Raw genomic sequence first — 22124 nt, 5'->3', positions numbered from 1 at the left:
GTCACCCCGCACGCTCTGCCGAACGCGAGGAGCCGATCTTGACGCAACCGCCGAAGCCACCGGAGACGCCGGAGGAGCCGCCGTCCTGGCCGCCGCAGCCGCCGCGCGAGGACCAGCCGCCTGCCCCGCCCTCGCCGGATGTGCCGCCGCCACCGAGCGAGCCGGTTCCCGCACCCCCCGAGGGCGCCACGTGGCGTCCCGAACCGGTCTCCCCGGCCGCCGGGCCGGAGCCGCCGTCCGCGAGCCCGGCGTCCGCACCGGAGCCGCCGTCCGCGCCGGAGCCCGCCGCGCCGACGACGGGCTCCCCCGGCACCGCCGGGGGCGTCTGGCCGGAGCCGCCGGGCAGCGTGGACAACCCGTTCAACCCGCCGCCCGCGCCGGAGTTCGGGCCGCCGGCCGCCATGAGCGACCCGACCGCGCCGACACCGCCGACGCCACCCACGCCGCCGACGCCGCCCACCCCGCCGGGACCGCCGCCACCGATGCCGCCGGTGCCGCCACCGCCGTCGATCGGGGCGAGCACGCCCACGCCGCCGGGCTGGCCCGAGCCCGCAGAGCAGCCGTTCCCGGCGCCCACCCCGCCTCCCCCGGTGGCCGATCCCTACGGCTCGGGCGGCGGAACGGTGTACAGCTCAGGGGGCACCCCGCTGCCGCCGCCACCGCCGCCACCGCCACCGCCCTCGATCGGAGGGCCGCCGCCACCACCACCGCCACTGGGTCCCGCCCAGGGCACCGTCTATCAGAAGGCGGGCGGGCAGAACAACCTGTTCGGTTGGATCGCGCTGGCCTGCGGCATCATCGGCACCGGGTGCTGCTGCTGCCCCTGGATCAACGGTGCCCCGTTCATCGGCGGCATTCCGGCGGTCATTCTCGGCGCCATGCACCTCAACAAGGTGAAGAAGGGCGCGGCCTCGATGTCGTGGCTCGGCTGGGTCGCCATCGCGCTCGGCGTCATCGCCATGATCGCCGCGATCTGCGGTATCGCGACCGGATGGCAGGACCGCATCTACGACCAGTACCAGCAGTTCAACTGATCACTTGTGTCGACTGGTGGGACAGCTGATATCAGCTGTCCCACCAGTCACATCCGTCACAGCTTGCCATTAGACTCCGCACGTTTGGCAACGGCTCACTCCGAGCCACCACCCCGACACCCCTGGAGTCTCCATGACCTACGGTTCCCAGCAGCCGCAGCCGCAGATCGACAACAATCTGACGATGTCGATCGTCTCGATCTTCCTGTTCTGGCCGCTGGCCATCCCGGCCATCATCAACGCCAACAAGGTCAACCCGCTGCTGCAGGCGGGCGACTACGCGGGCGCCCAGGCTGCCGCGGCCGAGTCCAAGAAGTGGTCGAAGCTCGCCCTCATCATCGGCGGCATCGGCTGGGCCCTCGGCTGCATCTGCTGCGGCCTGCAGGTCTTCGTGCTCAGCGCCAACGGCGCTGCGGGCATGTGATCAGCCGTCACTGCACCAGCTGACGGGCGGTCCGCACGGCGGGCCGCCCGTCGGTCTCTTTCCGCAGACCGCGCACCGCCCAGAACCCGGCGACCCCGAGCAGGCCGCCCAGCGCCACCACCAGCGCCGCCATCGCCGCGACCTGCCAGACCACCGGTCCGGTGCGCACCGGGCCGGCCACCGGCAGCACCCCGCCCGATGCGTACGCGGCCGCGGCCAGCAGCGCTCCGGCCACCACTCCGGCGGTCAGCGCCGAGCCGCACATCCGCAGCCATCGCGGCTGGGGCGTGAGCACGTCGCCGAGGCGGGAGCGGCGCGGCCGCAGCCGCCGCCGCGCCATCAGCACCGCCGCGGCCACGCCGCCGAGCAGCGGCAGCACCGTGAGCAGCCACCCCAGGCCCCGTAGCGGGCCGGTCGGCACCCCGGCGAACACCGGCAGGTGGGTCAGCGGCAGGGTGCCCGCGGCGAACCCCGGGCCCAGCAGGTAGGACGCCGCCCAGACGGCGAAGTTCGGCCCGTACACGAGGCTCAGCAGGGTGAGCCCGGCCTGGCCGAGCACCCCGGTGGAGAACCCGGCGAGGTCGTGGGTGGCCTGCGCGCCGTTCATCGCCACCGCGAGGCCCACCGCGCCCGCGCCGACCGCCAGCACCAGCAGCGCGGCGACCACGCCGGCCCGTACGCCGTCGCGCAGCAGCACCGGCGTCTGCCGGGCCAGCCGGCGCAGCACCCCGCCGCTGCGCAGCACCCCGATGGCGCCCGCCACCGCGCCCAGCACCACGAAGTGCAGTCCGGCCCGCCACGGGGTCACGAACAGTCCCGGCCCGTCGGCCAGCGCCGCGGCGAGCACACCGAAGCAGCCGTACACCGCGGCCACCGCCAGTGTGCCCAGCACCGCGTGCCGGATCGACCCGCTGCCCTGGGCTCCCATCGCCCGGGTCGTGTGCACCCCGGCCCGGTTGACCCGCCACAGCGCGAACGCGGTGAGCGCGAGCGGCGCCAGTTCCATCGTGCCCAGCTGCCCATTGACCGGCACGGTGATCGGCACGCCGTGGCCGAGCAGCCAAGCGGCCAGCACCAGGCGCAGCGAGAGCCCCCAGTCCACGGCTCCCTCGGCGGCCCGCGCGGCCACTGTCAGCAGCATCAGCGGCCCGAGCACCAGCAGCGCCGCCCAGCCCGTGTTGACCAGCGCCGCCACCGGCAGCGGCGCGCCCCGCGGGCGCAGCATGCCCGCCGGGCGGCCGCGCGGCAGCAGCACGGTCTCCATGGTGGCGATCTCGTCGTCCAGCGGCTCCCGTGGCACAGGGCGGCCGACGTCGATTTTGACCGTCTCCCGCGCCGCCAGCTGCGCCAGATCGATCTTGACGGTGTCCCGGGTGGCCAGCGCCCCGTCGTCAGCGAACCCGCCGGTGTCCGGTTCGGCCTCGACGGAGGCGGCGGCACGGTCCGGATCGGGTTCGACGGCGGGAGGGGGCCCGTCCGGTGCGGTGGTGTCGACGCCGGGGCTCGCGCCGGTGTCCGGTTCGGCCGCGCCGCCGGGCGTGTCGCCGCGCGCCGCCGCCGGTGCGGCGGCATCGCGTTCGGACGGGTTCGAGCCGGGTTCGCGGGTGTCCGGTACAGCGGGACGCGGACCGTCCGAGGGCGACCGCGAGTATGCGTCCAAACTCTCGCCGGGCGCAGCGCGCCGCAGCTCAGGCTGCACGCCGAGGGACTCACCTTGCTCCGTCATCAGGCGCTACCTAACCACAAACGAGCCGGGTTGACTATGAACCCTACCCCGTGGCCATTTCGACCCGATATGCGAGTTAGGAGGGATACGCTGCGAACAAGGTCGTTCATCGAGGAGGCTTGTCGTGACCTACACACCGCCACCGCCGTCAGTGCCGCCGCCGCCTCCACCGCCGCCGGTGCCGCCACCGCCACCGGGCCCGCCGCCTTACGGGACGCCGTCGGGCATGCCGTCGAAGGGCGGCGACCGGGTGACCCTGTACGGCGTGCTCGGCATCGTGCTCGGCCTGTGCTGCTGCGGCATCATCGGCCTGGTCCTGGGCTGGCTGTCGGTGCAGGAGGCGAAGAAGGTCGGCAAGAAACCGACGCTGGGTTACATCGCGATGGCCGTCGGTGTCATCGGCATCATCTGGAACATCATCTACGGCATCCGCTACTCCAGCGGCGGGATGAAGTTCAACTGAACTAGTCGGGATAGGGGAAACCCATGACGAACGACCCGCTGCCGCCATATGAGCCGCCGCCACCGGTGACCCCTCCACCGGCGCCACCGCCGCTCAACCCGCCGCCACCGCCGCCGCCGGTGCCGCCACCACCACCGCCGTACGGCGCGACGCCGCCGCCGGGCGGCGGCAAGGACATGCCGCTGATCTACGGCATCATCGGCATCGTCACCGCCGTGTTCTGCTGCGCGCCGCTGGGCATCCTGTTCGGCTGGCTGTCCATGAAGGAGGCCCGGGAGCGGGGCGTGGACCAGACGCTGGGCAAGGTCGCCTTCTGGCTCGGCATCGCGTTCACCGCACTGGCGGTGATCGGCGTGATCCTGGCCTGCGTCGCGGGCGCGTTCAGCGGGAGCATGTCCAACCACCGCGGCTACTGACCGAAAAGCACGGTGGGCGTCCTCCCCGATCGGGAGGACGCCCACCGTTTCACGTGCGTACGGCGTCAGCGGCCGGACATGACCTCACGCATCAGGCGCGCGGTCTCCGACGGCGTCTTGCCGACCTTGACCCCGGCCGCCTCCAGTGCCGCCTTCTTGGCGTCGGCGGTGCCGGACGAGCCCGAGATGATCGCGCCCGCGTGGCCCATGGTCTTGCCGGGCGGGGCGGTGAAGCCGGCGATGTAACCGACGACCGGCTTGGTCACGTGCGCCTTGATGAACTCGGCCGCCCGCTCCTCGGCGTCGCCGCCGATCTCACCGATCATGACGATGGCCTCGGTCTCCGGGTCGTCCTGGAAGGCCGCGAGCGCGTCGATGTGGGTGGTGCCGATGATCGGGTCGCCGCCGATGCCCACCGCGGTCGAGAAGCCGATGTCCCGCAGCTCGTACATGAGCTGGTAGGTCAGCGTGCCGGACTTCGACACCAGGCCGATGCGGCCGGAGCCGGAGATGTCGGCCGGGATGATGCCCGCGTTGCTGGCGCCCGGGGACGCGACGCCGGGGCAGTTCGGGCCGATGATCCGGGTCTTGTTGCCGGTCTCGACCGCGTGCGCCCAGAAGGCGGCGGTGTCGTGCACCGGCACGCCCTCGGTGATCACGACGGCCAGGCCGATGCCCGCGTCGATCGCCTCGACGACGGCGTCCTTGGTGAACGCCGGCGGCACGAAGATGACGGTGACGTCCGCGCCGGTCTCCTTCATGGCGTCGGCGACCGAGCCGAACACCGGCACCGCGGTGCCGTCGAAGTCGACCGAGGTGCCCGCCTTGCGGGGGTTCACGCCACCCACGATCTGGGTGCCCGCGGCCAGCATGCGACGGGTGTGCTTGGAGCCCTCGGAACCGGTCATGCCCTGGACGATGACCTTGGAGTCCTTGGTGAGCCAGATAGCCATGTCAGTTCACTTCCCCGCTGCGGCGAGCTCGGCGGCACGCTTGGCCGCGCCGTCCATGGTGTCCACCCGCTGCACGAGCGGGTTGTTCGCGCTGTCGAGGATCGCGCGACCGGCCTCGGCGTTGTTGCCGTCGAGGCGTACGACCAGCGGCTTCGTCACGGTCTCGCCGCGGCTCTCCAGCATGGCCAGCGCCTGCACGATGCCGTTGGCGACCGCGTCGCACGCGGTGATGCCGCCGAAGACGTTGACGAACACGCTCTTGACCGCGGGGTCCGACAGCACGATCTCCAGACCGTTCGCCATGACCTCCGCGGACGCGCCGCCGCCGATGTCGAGGAAGTTCGCGGGCTTGACCCCGCCGAACTCCTCACCGGCGTACGCGACCACGTCGAGCGTGGACATGACCAGGCCCGCGCCGTTGCCGATGATGCCGACCTCGCCGTCGAGCTTGACGTAGTTGAGGTCCTTGGCCTTGGCGGCCTGCTCCAGCGGGTCGACCGCGGCCTTGTCCTCCAGCGCCTCGTGATCGGCGTGGCGGAAGCCGGCGTTCTCGTCCAGCGTCACCTTCGCGTCCAGGCACAGCACCTTGCCGGAGCTGATCTTGGCGAGCGGGTTGACCTCGACCAGGGTCGCGTCCTCGGCCCGGAAGGTCTGCCACAGCTTGATCGCGATGTCCACGACCTGGTCGGCAACCTCGGCCGGGAAGTGGCCGGCGGTGACGATCTCACGCGCCAGCGCCTCGTCGACACCGCGGTTGGCGTCGATCGCGATCTTCGCGACCTTCTCCGGGGCCTCCTCGGCGACGGTCTCGATCTCCATGCCGCCGGCGACGCTGGCGATGCACAGGAAGGTGCGGTTCGCCCGGTCCAGCAGGTAGGAGAAGTAGTACTCCTCGACGATGTCGGCGGTCTCGGCCAGCATCACCTTGTGGACCGTGTGGCCCTTGATGTCCATGCCAAGGATGTCGTTCGCGCGGTCGTACGCCTCGGTCGCGTCGGCGGCAAGCTTCACGCCACCGGCCTTGCCGCGGCCACCGACCTTCACCTGCGCCTTGACGACGACCCGGCCGCCCAGGCGCTCGGCGATGGCGCGGGCCTCCTCAGGGGTCTCGGCGACGCCACCGGCGAGCACGGGCAGGCCGTGCTTCTCGAAGACATCGCGCCCCTGGTACTCGTACAGGTCCACCGATACCTCTTCGTTGTCCAGCCCATGGCGTCGCGGGCTGGACGCCCGCTGCGACGCGTAGGGACCATTGCCCATCCTCCGCTGGCTGGGCCTTCCGCGCAGCCTAACGGTCGGTCAGCACAACGTATCGGCACGACCGCCCGGTGTGCCCAACTGCACACCGGGCGAGCGTGCCCGGACTCAGGCGGACATCTCCACCGGCACCCGGCCGCCGGCCTGGTACCGCAGCGCCGCCAGGAGTTCGGCCGGGGTGCCGGGAGCCGCGGCGATCGGCACGTGGATGTTGGTCCCCAGCTTCTTCATCCTGCGCTTCTGCGCGACGGCGGCACCGGCCCGGTTGCCCGCGTCGCCCCGCTGGTTGAGGTTGAACTGCGGCTCGATACGGGTGTCACGGGGCTTCACACAGAGCTGCGGGCCGTGCCACTGGCGGACGTAGATCGACTCGACGTCCGCCCACGGCAGGTGCAGCACCCGCGCCTTGTCCAGGAACGGCCGGACGTACACGCCGTGCGCGTCGGCCGCGAGCTGCAGCTGGCGCTGCTGCCGGAGCACGGAGACGGGCAGTGCCACCGCGAGGCCCACGGCGAGCAGCAGCGCACCCGCGCCCAGCAGTCCGCCGTTCATGTCGCCGTACCGGTTGCTGTGCACGGTCTCGCCGGGGTTCATCAGCAGGTAGCCGGCGGCGGGCAGGAGCATCAGCGCCACCAGCACGACCAGCACCACCTCCCCGCGGCGGTGGGTGAACACGTGCCGGCTGACGCCGGAGAGCCGCACCGTGACCGGCAGGTCTGTCGGAACGATCTGCCGCAGTGTCGGGACGGTGGCGGGGACGGGCGTGCCCGCCAGGTTGTCAGGGCTGGTCATGGCGCGTGAACCTAGCAGCCCGTCACTCTTCTCGGTGACCCCGCGAAAGGCCGTAACCCCGGCCGCGGGCCATCGTTGAGTCTGATGTCAGAGAGCTGAGGCCGGAACGGCTGAGGCAGGATGACACAAACGGCCGATGCCCTGTCGGTCGAGGGGTGGCGGCGGGGCATCGTGCATAGAGGAGCCGGACGTGTGAGGGGTGCGTCCGGCTCCTCCCTTTTTGCGTTTCCGTGAGTCGTCCGGAGCGCGCACGCACCCCCGGGCCGGTCCGGCGCGGGGGTGCGGGATGTTCCCAAAGAATATGAGGTCAGGCAGGCTGCGCGGTCGCCACGTTGGCCCGCACCCAGTCCACGATGGCATGGGTGGTCGCCCCGGGCGTGAACACCTTGGCCACACCCAGCCGCTCCAGCTCGGGGATGTCCGCGTCGGGGATGATGCCGCCGCCGAACACCACCATGTCGCCGGCGCCGCGCTCGCGCAGCAGTTCGACCACGCGCGGGAAGAGGGTCATGTGTGCGCCGGACAGCACGGACAGGCCGACCGCGTCGGCGTCCTCCTGGATCGCGGTTTCCACGATCTGCTCCGCGGTCTGGTGCAGGCCGGTGTAGATGACCTCCATACCCGCGTCGCGCAGGGCTCTGGCCACCACCTTCGCGCCACGGTCGTGCCCGTCGAGCCCAGGCTTGGCGACGACCACGCGAATACGAGTGCCCATCAGTGCTCACCTCTCCGCCGTACTGACCTTAACGAACGGTAACCCACTCGCCGGCGGTCACCGCCAGCGGTCCAGCGGTCTCTGTACGCGACACCTATATATACGCGCTGCCCCGCGCGTCGCTACTCTCCGTAGGTATCGCATTTACGGACAAATAATGGCGCTATCGGGCAACTCGGGCCGGACAGTCGCACTCATAGCGAGAAGATGGCGGACAGGAGCTTGTGCCTACCCCTACGGGTTGGTTAAGTTGTGCCGCAGTGCCAACCAGAAACACCGGTTGCCAACCAAAGAGTGCCATCCAAAAGTGGGTGACAGAGCGTCGCAGTTCCGGCGGCGCCACCGATGACGGAGGCTGTACGTGCAATACAGGCCAACACTGTTACGGGAGGGCGACCGCTACCGCGGCCGCCGACGGGCTCCCGCCCCGCCCCGCAGCAGATACCTAGCTGTAGTCACGACCGCTTTCGTAGGCGCAGGGGTTGTCGCCTTCGGCGCCGGAGCCGGCATCCAGGACGCGAAGACCGACGCACTCGTCGGGGACACTTCCGCCTCAGAACTCAGCAGCGCCCGCCTCGAGGCCGCCGAACGCGCAGGCCGTGGCGAGGACCGCTCGCTCAGCACCTCGATCGCCCAGTCCCCGAACGCCTGGGTGCTGCCGGCCCACGACTACCGCCTGACCTCCCTGTTCGGTCAGCGCTGGGGCAAGGCGCACAAGGGCGTCGACATCGCCGTGGACGAGGGCACCCCCGTCGCCGCGATGCACGAGGGCATCATCGTGCTGGCCGGCTGGAACGGCGGCTACGGCAACCAGGTGATCATCGACCACGGCAACGGCCTGAAGACCACATACGGCCACAACAGCAGCGTCCGGGTCAAGGCAGGCCAGCGGGTCAAGGCGGGCGACATCATCGCCATCTCCGGCAGCACCGGCCACTCCACCGGCCCGCACATCCACCTCGAGATCCACGTGAACGACGTGGCGGTGAACCCCCTCGCGTGGTTCAAGTCGCACGGTGTCGACCTCGAGTTGGAGATCGAACAGGCCTACGACGGCTCGGTGAGCTGATTTTCCTCCACAAAGCCGCCCGGTATCGCAAGATCCGGGCGGCTTTGTCGTGTTCAGCCACCCCAGGAGGTGGCCCCGGTCACCGAAATCCAGTGGCGCGGATCACTCGACCCTGACGGGACTCAGGGTAGGCCCGGGTACGTAAAGAGGACATAACTCCCGCGTGCTACCTGCCGGAGTGTCCGATTCGCCCGATGACCGGGCTAGCCAAAGCGGGTCTGACCAGGCAACATAGCTCGAGCCCGTGTCAACGTAGACCCGGAGGTTCCCACCTCATGCAAGGCAGCAGTACCGAACTCCTCAAGGCAGCCCGCGCCAAGTACGACGTGGTCAGTGACAAGATCCGAAGCGGCCTCAGCGGCCGCTCGCGTCATGTCGTGGCCATCGCGGCACTGGCCGGCATCGCGTCTGTAGGCCTGGTCGCAGCCAACATCGACAACGGACCCACCGAGGTCACCCCCGTGGCGGCGACGTCCACGGTCAGCCGTGAGGCCGCGGCCGAACGCGCCGACCGCGCGGCGCGCACCACGGCGAAGACTCAGGTCGCCGCGCCCAAGGCGGCGCCGAAGGCCGCGCCCAAGGCGGTCACACCCAAGGCGGCCCAGCCCGCCGAGAGCAAGGCGAAGGCCGGCACCTCGGTGCCCAAGGCCAAGGCCGCCGCTCCGGTCGAGGCCCGCCCCACCTGGGGCAGCCCCATGCCGGGCGCTCAGGTCACCTCCTGCTTCGGTCAGCGCTGGGGCGTCCTGCACGCCGGCGTCGACCTCGCCGAGCCCGCCGGCACGCCGATCCGCGCGGTCGGTCCCGGCACCGTGTTCAGCAACGGCTGGGCCTTCAGCGGCTACGGCATCTCCGTGGTCGTCGACCACGGCGACGGCTACTTCACCCACTACGCCCACATGAGCCGCGACGCGGTGCAGGTCGGCCAGAAGGTGAAGGCCGGCGACCTGCTCGGCTACGAGGGCTCCACCGGCGACTCCACCGGCCCCCACCTGCACTTCGAGGTGCACAAGGGCATGTGGAACCAGATCGAGCCGAGCGCGTGGCTGAAGGCCCGCGGCGTGCCGATCAGCTGCTGAGCCCGCTCCCCTCAGGTCACCCATCCCGGACGCCGGTGTGCGCCACCCGCGCACACCGCGTCCCCCAGCGAAAACCCCTTCCCCCCGAATACGTGTGGCCCGGATCTCACGATCCGGGCCACACGTGTCTCCGCGCTCAGGCGGACGAAGGATGCATGATCGCTGTTTCGGGTCCAGAAGTGCAGTCCCACCCCACGATCTGACCAGAAACAGCGATCTTCGCCCCGCCCGACGGCGCGGCTTCAGATCTTCTCGAGCGGGGCGTGGCGCAGCACCAGCCAGAGCACCTGGTCGCCGAAGTCGACCTGCACCTGGGCCCGCGCTCCCGCGCCCTGCACCGCGAGCACCCGGCCCAGGCCGTAGCGCTGGTGGTTGACCCGGTCACCGGCCGACAGCGACGGCGCCGCGGCCAGGTCGCTCGCGGTGGCCAGCTTGCTCGGATCGATGCCGATCCTGCTGGCGAGCGCCGCCGCGCGCGCAGTGCCGCCCACGAAGGTGCCGCTCCCCCGCTCCTGCGCCCGCTCCCGGCCGCCGATGCCGCCGCCCCGAGAGCCCCAGGAGGTGTACGCCCCCTCGGTGCGCTTCCAGTCGAGCAGCTCGGGCGGCAGTTCCTCGAGGAAGCGCGACGCCGGGTTGTACTGCGGCTGCCCCCACGCCGAGCGGGTCACCGCCCGGGACAGGTAGAGCCGGCGGCGGGCGCGGGTGATGCCGACATAGGCCAGCCGCCGCTCCTCCTCCAGCTCCTTGACCTCGCCCAGCGACCGCAGGTGCGGGAAGACCCCGTCCTCCAGGCCGGTGAGGAAGACCACGGGGAACTCCAGGCCCTTGGCGGTGTGCAGGGTCATCAGCGTGACCACGCCCAGGTGCTCCGGATCGTCCGAGGGCACCTGGTCGGCGTCGGCCACCAGCGCGACCTGCTCCAGGAAGCCGGCCAGGGTGGGCGTCTCGTCGGCCGCGGCGGTGCGCTCGGCGTACTCCCGGGCCACGCTGACGAGTTCCTGCAGGTTCTCGACCCTGCCCTCGTCCTGCGGGTCCAGGCTCTCCTCCAGCTCCGACAGCAGGCCGGACTCGGTCAGCAGCAGCTCCAGCACCTGCTCCGGCGGAGCGGTGCGGGCCAGCTCACGCGCGGAGTCCATCATCGCCAGGAACTCGCCGATCGAGTTGACCGCCCGGGTCGAGATGCCCGGCGCCTCGGCGGCCCGGCGCAGCGCGGCGCCGAAGGAGACCCGATCGCGCGCCGCCAGCGCCTCCACCACGGCCTCGGCACGGTCGCCGAGACCCCGCTTGGGGGTGTTGATGATGCGGCGCATGCTGACCGTGTCGTCTTCGTTGGACACCGCCCGCAGGTAGGCCAGCGCGTCGCGGACCTCCTTGCGCTCGTAGAAGCGCACCCCGCCGACGACCTTGTAGGGCAGGCCGAGCCGGATGAAGATGTCCTCGAAGACGCGGGACTGCGCGTTGGTGCGGTAGAACACCGCGACGTCGCCGGGCCGGGCCGACTCGGCGTCGGTGAGCCGGTCGATCTCGCGGGCCACCCAGTCGGCCTCGGCATGCTCGTTGTCCGCGACGTAGCCGACGATCTGCTCACCCGCGCCCTGGTCGCTCCAGAGCCGCTTGGGCTTGCGGTCGCTGTTGCGGTCGATGACCGCGTTCGCGGCGGACAGGATGGTCTGCGTGGACCGGTAGTTCTGCTCCAGCAGGATGGTGCGCGCCTGCGGGTAGTCCCGCTCGAACTCCAGGATGTTGCGGATGGTCGCGCCGCGGAACGCGTAGATCGACTGATCCGCGTCACCCACCACGCACAGCTCGCCGGTATCGCCCACCAGCTCCTTGACCAGCGTGTACTGGGCGTGGTTGGTGTCCTGGTACTCGTCGACCAGCACGTGGCGGAAGCGCCGCCGGTATTTCTCCGTCACCTCGGGCTTGGCCTGCAGCAGGTGCACGGTGCGCATGATGATGTCGTCGAAGTCGAGCGCGTGGGCCTGCTGCAGCCGCTGCTGGTAGAGCGTGTAGGCCTCGGCGAGCACCCGCTCGGCGGGCCCGTGCGGACTGAACGCCTCGGGGTCGATCAGCTCGTTCTTGAGGTTCGACACCTGCGCGGCCAGGCTGCGCGGCGGGTAGCGTTTGGGGTCGAGGTCCAGCTCGCGCGCGACCAGCTGCATCAGCCGGCGCGAGTCGTCCGCGTCGTAGATCGAGAAGGTCGACTTGAGGCCGGCGTGCTCGTGCTCCGCGCGCAGGATGCGCAGGCAGGCCGAGTGGAAGGTGGACACCCACATCATCCGGGCCCGGCCGCCGACCTGAGCCGCGACCCGTTCCCGCAGCTCGCCCGCGGCTTTGTTGGTGAACGTGATGGCCAGGATCTCGCCGGGGTGCACCCCGCGGGCGGCCAGCAGGTAGGCGATGCGCTGGGTCAGCACCCGGGTCTTGCCGGAGCCCGCGCCCGCGACGATCAGCAGCGGCGTGCCCTCGTGGGTCACCGCCGCCCGCTGGGGTTCGTTGAGGCCCTCCAGGAGCGCCGCGACGCGCGGCGCGGACTCGGTGGGGGCCCGGTCACCCTGGGACGGCCAGGAGCCGCCGGAGGCCTTCTCGGCGGGCGGTTTCACGGCGGAGGGCGTCCCCCCGGGCGGCGTCATCTCGGGGAGATCGAAGAGCGATTGCATCGTCTGGAGAGTCTATGCGCCCCCACCGACATCGACCCAGCCCGCCGCCGGTGAGCGCGAAACCGGCCGGTAGCGAGACGGTCGTGCAGGTGTCACCGATGGGCGGTGGCGCGGCGGAAACGCATACGCAAGGATGCCTTCATAAATCATCGCGCACCCCCGCGCGATGCCTACTCTGGAGGCCCCCCATGAATCACCCCCGTTCTCGGGGCTGGGCAGGCACTATGCGGCACCTGGCGCTACCGGCGCTGGCGTTGGCCGTTGTCGCGACGATCCCGCTGAGCAGCGGGTCCAGCGCTTCCTCGACTCCGGCGTGGAACCAGCTCACGCCCGTGTCCGTGAACATGGCCGCGGCGGCTCCGGCCGACCACGCGGCGTACGGCAACCTGCTCGCGTTCAACGACTTCCACGGTGCGATCGACCCGCCGTCCGGCAGCGGCGCGGCGGTGCTGGGCACCCCCGCGGGCGGTGTCGAATACCTGGCCCACTGGGTCAAGCAGCTGCGCGCCGAGGGCGAGGCGGCCGGCCAGGAGGTCGTCACCGTCGGCGCGGGAGACATGATCGGCGCCACCCCGCTGGTCAGCGCGGCGTTCCACGACGAGCCCAGCATCGAGCTGCTCAGCGAGCTCGGCCTGGACGTCAGCTCGGTGGGCAACCACGAGTTCGACGAGGGCGTCACCGAGCTCAAGCGTATGCAGCACGGCGGTTGCCACCCGGTCGACGGCTGCTTCGCCGGGGACGGCTTCGACGGCGCGGAGTTCCAGTACCTCGCCGCGAACGTCACCGACAAGCGCACCAAGCTGCCGATCCTCCCGCCGGTCGATGTGAAGATCATCGACGGCGTGCCGGTCGGCTTCATCGGCATGACGCTCGAGGGCACCCCCGGCATCGTGAACCCGGCCGGCATCACCACGGTCGACTTCCGGGACGAGGTCGAGACCGCGAACCTGTGGAGCGGCCTGCTGCGCCTGCTCGGCGTCAAGGCGCAGGTGCTGCTGCTGCACGAGGGCGGCCAGCAGGGCGCCACCGGCAACGTCTCCACCTGTGACGGCTTCACCGGCGTGATCTCGCCGATCGTGGCCGGCCTGCGCGACGAGATCGGCGTCGTGGTCTCCGGCCACACGCACCGCTTCTACTCGTGCCAGCTGCCCAACAAGTCGGGCAAGCCCGTGGTCGTCACCAGCGCCGGCACCAACGGCCAGCTGGTCACCGACATCACGCTGAACATGGACCGGCGCAGCCGCACCTTCACCTCGATCGAGGCGCACAACGTCGTCGTCGAGAACGGTGTCCGCAACGCCGACGGCACCTGGCAGACCACCGCGCCGGGCGTGTTCGTGCGCAACCCCGCGCTGGTCGACCCGGCCGCCAAGACGATCGCGGACAAGTACCGCACCGCCGTGGCGCCGCTGGCCAACCGGGTCGTCGGCAGCATCTCCGCGGACATCGTGCGCGACGTCGCGCCCAGCGGGGAGAGCCCGCTCGGCGACGTCATCGCGGACGCCCAGCTTGCCTGGACCGCCTCCGCCGGGGCACAGCTCGCGCTGATGAACCCGGGCGGCATCCGGGCGCCGCTCACCTTCTCAAACTCGCCCGGTGGCGAGACCGCGGGCCAGGTGACCTACGGCGAGGCGTTCTCCGTCCAGCCGTTCAACAACCTGGTGGTGACCCAGTCGCTGACCGGGGCGCAGCTCGACGCGGTGCTGGAGCAGCAGTTCGCCGGCCAGGCCGGCCAGAACACCACCAAGATCCTCCAGATCTCGGCGGGCTTCACCTACTCGTACAACAGCACCCTGCCGCTGGGCAGCCGGGTCTCCGACCTGGTGCTCAACGGCACCCCGATCGATCCGGCGGCGACCTACCAGGTGACGACGAACGACTTCCTGGCCAACGGCGGCGACAACTTCACGGCGCTGACCGCGGGCACGGGCCGGGTCTACGCGCCCGGGTTCGACGTCGACGCGCTGGTGGCGCACCTGGCCACGGGCCCGGTCACCCCGGGGCCGGCCAACCGCATCACCAAGCTCGGCTGAGCGCCGCGCGGATAGATCGAGGTCTCACATGATGGTCGACGTGCTTGCGCAGCCAGGTATCCATGGCATACTTGGCAACGTGATCAACCAGGCATTCTACTTTACCTATGGCACCGGGAACCCGGCAGTCGTAGGTCGCGCCTGAGCACACAGACCTCACGAAAAGCCCCGGGCTCCCAGAGCCCGGGGCTTTTCGCCTTGTCCCGGCCACTGGTGAGCGACAATCCCACTGAGGAGTCCCACATGAGCGCCATCGCCAACGAGACCGGCACCACCGCGCCGGAGGCGGCCACGGAGATCACGTCGATGCGTGAGCGCATCGACCAGATCGACGCCGCCCTGATCGCGCTGTGGAAGGAACGTGCCGCGATCTCGCAGCAGGTCGGCAAGACCCGCGTCGCCTCGGGCGGCACCCGCCTGGTGCTCAGCCGCGAACGCGAGATCATGGACCGCTTCCGCGCCGAACTAGGCCCCGACGGCACCCAGCTCGCCCTGCTCATCCTCCGCGCCGGCCGCGGCCCCCTCTGACCCGGGCCGCCCCATCAGCCCCACCACTCAGGCCGCCCGCCCGCTTTTTAATAGACGCTGGCCTATCACATCGAGTTTGATCTACGAATACTCGATGTGATAGGCCAGCGTCTATGTAAAGCGCGAGCCGCAAGCGGTGAGCTGCGGCTGGGCCCGTATGCACAGGGCACCGCCCGCTACGCGGACGGTGCCCTGCTCTATGTTGACCCGGTGGCGGGCGGTCCGGCCGGAGGCTCAAACCCAACCTGACCGCTCGCCACCGGGAGACACTCCTACCCTGCGTGCACCACGTCCTTCTCCTGCGCGAAGTGGCATGCGCTCGGGTGCCCCGAGGTGGGGCGGATCTGCAGCAGCGGCGGCTCCGTCGCGCAGATCTCCTGTGCCTTCCAGCACCGGGTACGGAAGCGGCAGCCCGACGGCGGGTTGGCCGGCGACGGGACGTCGCCCTCCAACCGGATGACCGCCTTGCGCTGACGCGCCGTGGGGTCCGGCACCGGCACCGCGGACAGCAGAGCCTGCGTGTACGGGTGCGTCGGCCGGATGTAGATGTCGTCGTCGGTGCCGACCTCGACCATCTTGCCGAGGTACATCACGCCGACGCGGTCGGCGATGTGGCGCACCACCGACAGGTCGTGGGCGATGAAGATGTACGACAGGTTGAACTCGTTCTGCAGCTGGTCCAGCAGGTTCATCACCTGAGCCTGGATCGACACGTCGAGTGCCGACACGGGCTCGTCGCAGACGATGACCTCGGGCTTGAGAGCCAGCGCGCGGGCGATGCCGATGCGCTGGCGCTGGCCGCCGGAGAACTGGTGCGGGTAGCGGTTGATGTGCTCGGGGTTGAGGCCGACCACGTCGAGCAGTTCCTGCACCTTGCGGCGCCGCTCACCCTTGGGCGCGACGTCGGGGTGGATCTCGTAAGGCTCCCCGACGATGTCGCCCACGGTCATCCGCGGGTTGAGCGAGGTGTACGGGTCCTGCATGACCAGCTGGATGTTGCGGCGCAGCCGGCGCTGATCGGCCGGGTTGAGCCGCAGCACGTCCCGCCCCTGGTAGCGCACCTCGCCCGAGGTCGGCTTCTCCAGGTTCATCAGCAGCTTGGCCAGCGTCGACTTGCCGCAGCCCGACTCGCCGACGATGCCCAGGGTCTCACCCTTGTGCAGGTCGAGCGAGACGCCGTCCACTGCCTTGATCTGCCCGATGGTCCGCTTGAAGAGGATGCCCTGGCGGATCGGGAAGTGCTTGACCAGATCGCGTACTTCGAGGATCACTTCACTCACGGCCGTACAGCTCCTCTGCGAAGTGACAGGCGCTGGACCGGACACCGCCGAGCTCGACGAGCGCCGGGCGCTCGGCCGAGCAGATGTCGCGCGCCATCCTGCACCGCGGGTGGAAGGCGCAGCCCGAGGGAATGCGCAGCAGGTTGGGCGGCAGGCCCTTGATGGTGTTGAGCTCCTGGCCCTTGAGGTCCAGGCGCGGCAGCGAGTCCAGCAGGGCCAGCGTGTACGGGTGGCAGGGCTTGCCGTACAGCGCGTGCACGTCGGCCTGCTCCACGATCCGGCCCGCGTACATGACCGCGATCCGGTCCGCGACGTCGGCGACCACGCCGAGGTCGTGGGTGATCAGGATCATGCCCATGTTCCGGTCGCGGCGGATCTCCGCCAGCAGGTCCATGATCTGGGCCTGCACCGTCACGTCGAGCGCCGTGGTGGGCTCGTCCGCGATCAGCACCTCGGGGTCCAGCGCCAGCGCCATGGCGATCATGACGCGCTGGCGCATGCCGCCGGAGAACTGGTGCGGGAAGTCCCGCAGGCGCGCACTCGCCGCCGGGATCTTGACCAGGTCCAGCAGCTCCGCGGCACGCTTGTAGCCGTCGGCGCGGCTCATGCCCCGCCGCTTGCGGAACAGCTCGGCGATCTGGAACCCGACCGTGAAGACCGGGTTCAGCGCCGACAGCGCATCCTGGAACACCATCGCGATGCCCTCGCCGCGGACCAGCCGGCGCTCGTCCTTGCCCATGGTGAGCAGGTCCTTGCCGCGGAAGCGGATGGCGCCGTCCGTGACGAAGCCCGGCGGGGTGTCGAGGATGCCCATGATGGTCTGCGCCGTGACGCTCTTGCCGGACCCGGACTCACCGAGCACCGCCAGCGTCTCACCGGCGTCCACGTGGTACGACACGCCGTTGATGACCTTGGCGATGCCGTCCCGGGTGCGGAACTCCACGTGCAGGTTGTCGATCTCGAGCAGATGGCCGGCGGAGCGGCCGTCGACGCCCAGCACCGGCGCCGTTTTCACCTTGATGTCGCTCACGTCGCCTCCTAACGCAGCTTCGGGTCGAGGGCGTCGCGCACGGCATCGCCGAGCATGACGAAACTGAGCACCGCGATGGCGAGGAAAGCGGCCGGGAAGGCCATCATGTACGGCGCGGCCTCCATGAGCTGCCGGGCCTCGCCGATCATGATGCCCCACGAGACGACCGGCTCACGCAGGCCGACACCGAGGAAGGACAGGGTCGCCTCGGCGCCGATGTAGGCGCCCAGCGTGATCGTGCCGACCACGACCATCGGCGCGACGGCGTTGGGCAGCACGTGCCGGAGGATGATCCGGCCCGGTCGGGCGCCCAGCGCCTGGGCGGCGTGCACGAAGTCCAGCTGCTTGGTGGACAGCACCGCGGCCCGCATGATGCGGGCGAACGAGGGCCAGCCCAGCGTGATGAACGTGACGATCACCAGGCTGGTGATCCGGAACGCGCTCGGGCTGCTCTGCACCGGGGCGAAGGTCGACAGGATGACCAGCGCGCCCAGCACGAAGGGCAGGCCCAGGAAGATGTCGCCGAACCGCGCCAGCAGCGCGTCCGTCCAGCCGCCCAGGTAGCCGCTCAGGATGCCGAAGAAGCCGCCCAGCAGCATGTTGCCGATCACCGCGGACAGGCCCACCACGATCGAGGCGCGGGCGCCGTAGATCGTCCGGGCGTAGACGTCCGCGCCCTGCAGGTCGTATCCGAACTGCCCGCCCTTGCCGAACTGGAACCACGCGCCGAAGTCGGGCGGCGTCAGGCTCCGGTTCAGGTCGGCCTCGGTCGGGCTGACAGAGGTGAACAGCCATGGGAACGCGGCCATCAGCACGAAGATCGTGATCATGATCGCGGAGATCACGAACAGCGGCTTGCGCCGCAGCTCGTACCACGCGTCCGTCCACAGGCTGCGGGGCTTGTCCTTGCGTGGGGGCTCGGCGGGCGCCGGGGTCACCGGCGCCACGGCGGCCTCGGCGGTGGCGGTCGCCACTTCCGGGCTACTCATAGCGGATCCTCGGGTCCAGGACCCCGTACAGAAGGTCGACTAGCAGGTTGACGATGAGGTAGACGAGCACCAGGATCGCCACGATCGAGACGACGATGCCCGACTCCCGCCGGCTGATGGCGCCGAAGAGCAGGCCGCCGATGCCGCGGATGTTGAAGATGCCCTCGGTGACGATCGCACCGCCCATGAGGGCACCGAGGTCGAGGCCGAGCCAGGTGACCACGGGGATCATCGAGTTGCGCAGCAGGTGCACGCCGGTGACACGACCGGGCGACAGGCCCTTGGCGACCGCGGTGCGCACGTAGTCGGCACGGCGGTTCTCCACGATGTTCACCCGGGTCAACCGGGTGATGTAGGCCAGCGAGCCGCTGCCCAGGATGAGTCCCGGAATGATCAGCTCGTGCCACGGCGCCTCCGGCGACACCGAGGCGAGGCCGAACGCATAGCGCGCGACGATACCGATCACGAAGATCGGCAGGGCGATGAGGACCAGGGTCGACACCAGCACCAGGTTGTCGAGGAAGCTGCCCCGGCGCAGGCCGGTGAGCACGCCGGCGGTGATGCCGATCAGCGCCTCGGCCGCGACGGCGACCAGCGCCAGCTTGATCGAGATGGGGAAGGCCTGCGCGAGCAGCTCGCCGATCTCGATGCCGTTGAACGTCTGGCCGAAGTTCCCGGTGGCCAGGTTCTTCAGGTAGTTCAGGTACTGCACCGGAAGCGGGTCGTCGAGCCCGAACTTTTCCGTCATGTAGTTGACGTACGCCGCGGGACACTGCTTCTCGCCGCAGCGGCCTGCGAAGGGGTCACCTGGTAGTCCCCACACCAGGAACCAGATGAGAAAGGTGGTGCCGATGAACACAGGGATCGCCTGCAGCAACCGGCGGAGGGCATATCGCCCCATGACTACTCCTCACTGAGCCTCGCCGAGATAGGGCCGACCCCGCACGCCGCGACGTCGCCGCCACGGCATGGGGGTCGGACCGCCGGCGTGCCGCGCCCGCGAGGGCCCGGCACGCCGGTTCATATCCGGTGCCTAGCTCACTTGACCGTGACGGTGGCCAGGTCCAGCTCGCCGAAGGTGTTGATGGTGACGGTCGCGAGCTTCGCGGACCACACGGTCTGCTGCGACGTGTGCCACAGCGGGATGGTCGGCATCAGCGCCGGCAGCATCGCCTCGGCGTCCTGGTACAGCTTCGTGGCGGCCGGGAGGTCGGCGGTGCCGTCGGCCTCCTTCAGCTTGGCGTCGAAGGCCGCGTCCGAGAACTTGCCGTCGTTGGACGAGGCACCCGTCTTGAGCAGCGGGTTCAGCCAGTTCTCGATGTGCGGGTAGTCAGCCTGCCAGGCGGCGCGGGACATGCCCGTCATCTTCTGGGTGGTGACCAGGGTGCGGAACTCACCGAAGGTCGGGAACGGCTTGCCCACGCACGGCACGCCCAGCGCGGTCTGGATGCTGTTGCAGACGGCGTCGACCCACGGCTTGTGCGAGGCGTCACCGTTGTAGGCCAGGGAGATCTCCGTCGGCTTGGTGGTCGCCGAGTCGAACAGGGTCTTGGCCTTGGCGGCGTCGAAGGTGCAGAACTCGCCACACGAGCCGTCCTTGTAGCCCTCCATGTTCGGGTTGACCCACCCGTTCATCGGGATGCGCGTGTTGTTGAAGATCTTCTCGACGATCAGCTTGCGGTCGATCGCCATCGAGAGGGCCTGGCGGACCTTCGGGTCGTTGTAGCCCGGCAGCCAGCTCGGGAACGCGATGAAGGACGACACCGAGATCGCCTTGTTGCTGCTGGCCGACGGGAAGTCCGCCTTGTACAGGTCGCCGATGATCTTCGCCTGCGGGACCTGCTGCTGGAAGTCGATGGTGCCGTTCTTGACGTCCTCGTAAGCCGCGGCGTCGTCGGTGTAGACGCGGAACGTCACGTCCTTGACCTTCGGCTTGTCCGCGCCCTGGTAGTCGTCGAAACGGGTGACCTTGAGCTCGGTGTTCTTGGTCCAGCCGTTCATCTTGAACGGGCCGTTGCCGATCGGGTTCGCGCCGAAGGCGGCCGGGTCCTTGAAGAACGCGTCGGGCAGCGGCATGAACGCCGTGTAACCGACCTTGATCGGCCACAGGTTCGACGGGCCGCCCAGGGTCACCTCGAACGTGGTCTCGTCGATGACCTTCAGGCCGTCCATCTTGTCCTTGGCCGGCTTCGGGGCCGGCTTCGGCCCGTCGTCGTCCGGGTCCACGCTGGTGACGTCGGCGTAGCCCTTGATGTCGGCGAAGAAGGTGCCGTTGACCATGCCGTTCGGCGTGTAGGCGGCGTGGTTCCACGCGTCCACGTAGTTCTTCGCGGTGACCTGGGTGCCGTCGTGCCACTTCCAGCCCGACTTGAGCTTGACGGTCCAGGTGGTGCCGCCGTCGGTCGACTTGATCGATTCGGCGTTGGCCATCTCGGTCTTCGCGTCGGCCGCAGCGTAGTTCGTCAGACCCGTGAACAGGGCGTCGATGATGGTACCGCCGCCGGTCTCCGACGTTCCGGACGGGACCAGCGGGTTCTGCGGCTCGGTCCAGCTCATGATGAACGAACCGTCAGCGGGGGGCGGCGTCGTGCCAGGCTCGTTGGTGCAGCCGGCCGCGGCCAGGGCGACAGCGGTCAGACCGACTGCCACCTTCCATGGGGTAATCCCACGCATGCGTGTGCCTCCTCAGGCGTCTCACGAGGGGGTGTGAGGTGGCCACACTTTCGCACCCCGCGAGCACGCGCCGGAAGGGCCTGATACCAACCCGTTACCGATACGGGACGACGCCGATATCCCGTCAAGAAAATTTTCACATCTCGACCTAGCTTTTTGACCAGCGGATATAGCGCCTGTTGATCATGAAGTCGATCGAGGAACGAAACACTTTGGTAACTGGCATCCCAGCCTGTGGGCGATACCGAGAGTTACACGAGGCGTCGATCTGCGGCCCAACGCGACAATTCATACCTGTTGGACATCTGCAGCTTTCGGAGCACATTGGAGACATGGGTCTCCACCGTTTTGATGGAGATGAACAGCTCCTTGGCGATCTCCTTGTACGCGTACCCCCGCGCCAGCAGCCGCAGCACCTCGCGCTCCCGGTTGGTCAGCTGATCCAGCTCCGGGTCGGCCACGGGCGCATCCGGGCGCGCGGCGAAGGCGTCCAGCACGAACCCGGCCAGCCGGGGCGAGAAGACCGCATCGCCGTCGGCCACCCGCCGGATCGCGTCCACCAGGTCGTCCGGGGAGATCGTCTTGGTGACGTAGCCGCGCGCGCCCGCCCGGATCAGGCCGATCACGTCCTCGGCGGCGTCGGAGACCGACAGCGCCAGGAAACGCACCTGCGGTTGGGTCTTGCGCACCGCGTCGAGCACCGCGCGGCCCCCGCCGTCCGGCATGTGCACGTCCAGCAGCACCACGTCCGGGACCACGGAGCCGATCATCGACACGGCCTGGGCCACCGTCGCCGCCTCGCCGACCACGTCGACGTGCGCCCCGAGCTCGGCCCGCACGCCCGCCCGGAACATCCCGTGGTCGTCGACCAGGAACACCCGCAACCGCTGCCCGCTCATGTCCGCTGCCTCGCTGCGCTCGCTCATGCCCGCTCCTCGCTGCGCTCGTCACATGCCTGAGCCAACCCGTGCCACACGATTCCCTCGCTGCGCTCACTCATGCCCGC

Annotated in this window: 21 protein-coding genes; 8 read left to right on the top strand and 13 right to left on the bottom strand. The window is 69.8% G+C overall.

Annotated features, from left to right (window positions below):
* Position 1: 1 nt before the first annotated feature.
* On the bottom strand, positions 2–577 hold the full coding sequence (locus FLL47_RS44115) for a hypothetical protein (protein WP_144121844.1): 576 nt from the start codon (positions 575–577) through the stop codon (positions 2–4).
* A gap of 13 nt (positions 578–590) precedes the next feature.
* Here FLL47_RS44115 and FLL47_RS43000 point away from each other — a divergent pair, with 13 nt between their 5' ends.
* Complete coding sequence (locus FLL47_RS43000) at positions 591–1034, top strand: hypothetical protein (RefSeq protein ID WP_186315793.1); 444 nt, start codon at positions 591–593, stop codon at positions 1032–1034.
* A gap of 133 nt (positions 1035–1167) precedes the next feature.
* A complete protein-coding gene (locus FLL47_RS18900) occupies positions 1168–1458 on the top strand; it encodes a CD225/dispanin family protein (protein WP_144121843.1) in 291 nt (96 codons plus the stop codon).
* Between the two features lie 7 nt (positions 1459–1465).
* On the opposite strand, the gene FLL47_RS18895 is transcribed toward FLL47_RS18900, so the two are convergent.
* Entirely contained in the window at positions 1466–3184 is a 1719-nt protein-coding gene (locus FLL47_RS18895; RefSeq protein ID WP_144121842.1) for a cell division protein PerM, read from the bottom strand.
* A gap of 124 nt (positions 3185–3308) precedes the next feature.
* Between FLL47_RS18895 and FLL47_RS18890 the strand changes: the two genes are divergently transcribed.
* Both FLL47_RS18890 and FLL47_RS44760 read left to right on the top strand, forming a co-directional pair.
* Positions 3309–3647 carry a DUF4190 domain-containing protein gene (locus tag FLL47_RS18890; protein ID WP_281286732.1) on the top strand — a complete coding sequence of 113 codons (339 nt, stop codon included), beginning with the start codon at positions 3309–3311 and terminating at the stop codon, positions 3645–3647.
* Positions 3648–3670: 23 nt separating this feature from the next.
* On the top strand, positions 3671–4063 hold the full coding sequence (locus tag FLL47_RS44760) for a hypothetical protein (RefSeq protein ID WP_186315805.1): 393 nt from the start codon (positions 3671–3673) through the stop codon (positions 4061–4063).
* Positions 4064–4128: 65 nt separating this feature from the next.
* Here FLL47_RS44760 and sucD read toward each other — a convergent pair whose 3' ends face one another.
* The 4 genes from sucD to icmB form a co-directional block, all read right to left on the bottom strand.
* On the bottom strand, positions 4129–5016 hold the full coding sequence (gene sucD, locus FLL47_RS18880; protein WP_144121841.1) for a succinate--CoA ligase subunit alpha: 888 nt from the start codon (positions 5014–5016) through the stop codon (positions 4129–4131).
* Between the two features lie 6 nt (positions 5017–5022).
* The gene (sucC, locus tag FLL47_RS18875; RefSeq protein WP_144121840.1) at positions 5023–6201 is read right to left on the bottom strand and encodes an ADP-forming succinate--CoA ligase subunit beta; all 1179 of its coding nucleotides are present in this window, start codon (positions 6199–6201) and stop codon (positions 5023–5025) included.
* A 180-nt stretch (positions 6202–6381) separates the two neighbouring features.
* Complete coding sequence (locus tag FLL47_RS18870) at positions 6382–7065, bottom strand: hypothetical protein (protein ID WP_144121839.1); 684 nt, start codon at positions 7063–7065, stop codon at positions 6382–6384.
* A 307-nt stretch (positions 7066–7372) separates the two neighbouring features.
* On the bottom strand, positions 7373–7780 hold the full coding sequence (gene icmB / locus FLL47_RS18865; RefSeq protein WP_120317046.1) for a coenzyme B12-dependent isobutyryl CoA mutase small subunit: 408 nt from the start codon (positions 7778–7780) through the stop codon (positions 7373–7375).
* Positions 7781–8141: 361 nt separating this feature from the next.
* Here icmB and FLL47_RS18860 point away from each other — a divergent pair, with 361 nt between their 5' ends.
* Positions 8142–8849 carry a M23 family metallopeptidase gene (locus FLL47_RS18860; RefSeq protein WP_246158189.1) on the top strand — a complete coding sequence of 236 codons (708 nt, stop codon included), beginning with the start codon at positions 8142–8144 and terminating at the stop codon, positions 8847–8849.
* Positions 8850–9124: 275 nt separating this feature from the next.
* Positions 9125–9925, top strand: a complete 801-nt coding sequence (locus FLL47_RS18855; RefSeq protein ID WP_144121838.1) for a M23 family metallopeptidase — start codon at positions 9125–9127, stop codon at positions 9923–9925.
* A 242-nt stretch (positions 9926–10167) separates the two neighbouring features.
* Here FLL47_RS18855 and pcrA read toward each other — a convergent pair whose 3' ends face one another.
* Positions 10168–12585, bottom strand: coding sequence for a DNA helicase PcrA (gene pcrA, locus FLL47_RS18850; protein WP_186315792.1), 2418 nt, complete (start codon positions 12583–12585; stop codon positions 10168–10170).
* Between the two features lie 224 nt (positions 12586–12809).
* Here pcrA and FLL47_RS18845 point away from each other — a divergent pair, with 224 nt between their 5' ends.
* Positions 12810–14618, top strand: coding sequence for a bifunctional metallophosphatase/5'-nucleotidase (locus tag FLL47_RS18845; protein ID WP_246158186.1), 1809 nt, complete (start codon positions 12810–12812; stop codon positions 14616–14618).
* A gap of 210 nt (positions 14619–14828) precedes the next feature.
* Positions 14829–15146, top strand: coding sequence for a chorismate mutase (locus tag FLL47_RS18840; protein ID WP_281286734.1), 318 nt, complete (start codon positions 14829–14831; stop codon positions 15144–15146).
* Positions 15147–15418: 272 nt separating this feature from the next.
* On the opposite strand, the gene FLL47_RS18835 is transcribed toward FLL47_RS18840, so the two are convergent.
* The 6 genes from FLL47_RS18835 to FLL47_RS18810 all read right to left on the bottom strand — a co-directional run bounded on the left by FLL47_RS18835 (position 15419) and on the right by FLL47_RS18810 (position 22044).
* A complete protein-coding gene (locus FLL47_RS18835) occupies positions 15419–16426 on the bottom strand; it encodes an ABC transporter ATP-binding protein (protein WP_144121835.1) in 1008 nt (335 codons plus the stop codon).
* Entirely contained in the window at positions 16419–17456 is a 1038-nt protein-coding gene (locus FLL47_RS18830) for an ABC transporter ATP-binding protein (protein WP_144121834.1), read from the bottom strand. Before FLL47_RS18830 ends, FLL47_RS18835 begins: the two co-directional genes overlap by 8 nt.
* Before the next feature lie 8 nt (positions 17457–17464).
* The gene (locus FLL47_RS18825; protein WP_144121833.1) at positions 17465–18445 is read right to left on the bottom strand and encodes an ABC transporter permease; all 981 of its coding nucleotides are present in this window, start codon (positions 18443–18445) and stop codon (positions 17465–17467) included.
* A complete protein-coding gene (locus FLL47_RS18820; protein ID WP_144121832.1) occupies positions 18438–19346 on the bottom strand; it encodes an ABC transporter permease in 909 nt (302 codons plus the stop codon). Before FLL47_RS18820 ends, FLL47_RS18825 begins: the two co-directional genes overlap by 8 nt.
* 137 nt (positions 19347–19483) lie before the next feature.
* Positions 19484–21118, bottom strand: coding sequence for a peptide ABC transporter substrate-binding protein (locus FLL47_RS18815; RefSeq protein WP_144121831.1), 1635 nt, complete (start codon positions 21116–21118; stop codon positions 19484–19486).
* Positions 21119–21369: 251 nt separating this feature from the next.
* Positions 21370–22044, bottom strand: a complete 675-nt coding sequence (locus FLL47_RS18810; RefSeq protein WP_144121830.1) for a response regulator — start codon at positions 22042–22044, stop codon at positions 21370–21372.
* Positions 22045–22124 lie beyond the last annotated feature (80 nt).

The sequence above is a fragment of the Catellatospora sichuanensis genome (genome assembly GCF_007483665.1).
Taxonomy (GTDB): Bacteria; Actinomycetota; Actinomycetes; order Mycobacteriales; family Micromonosporaceae; genus Catellatospora; species Catellatospora sichuanensis.
This window is presented reverse-complemented; position numbering and strand designations above follow the sequence as displayed.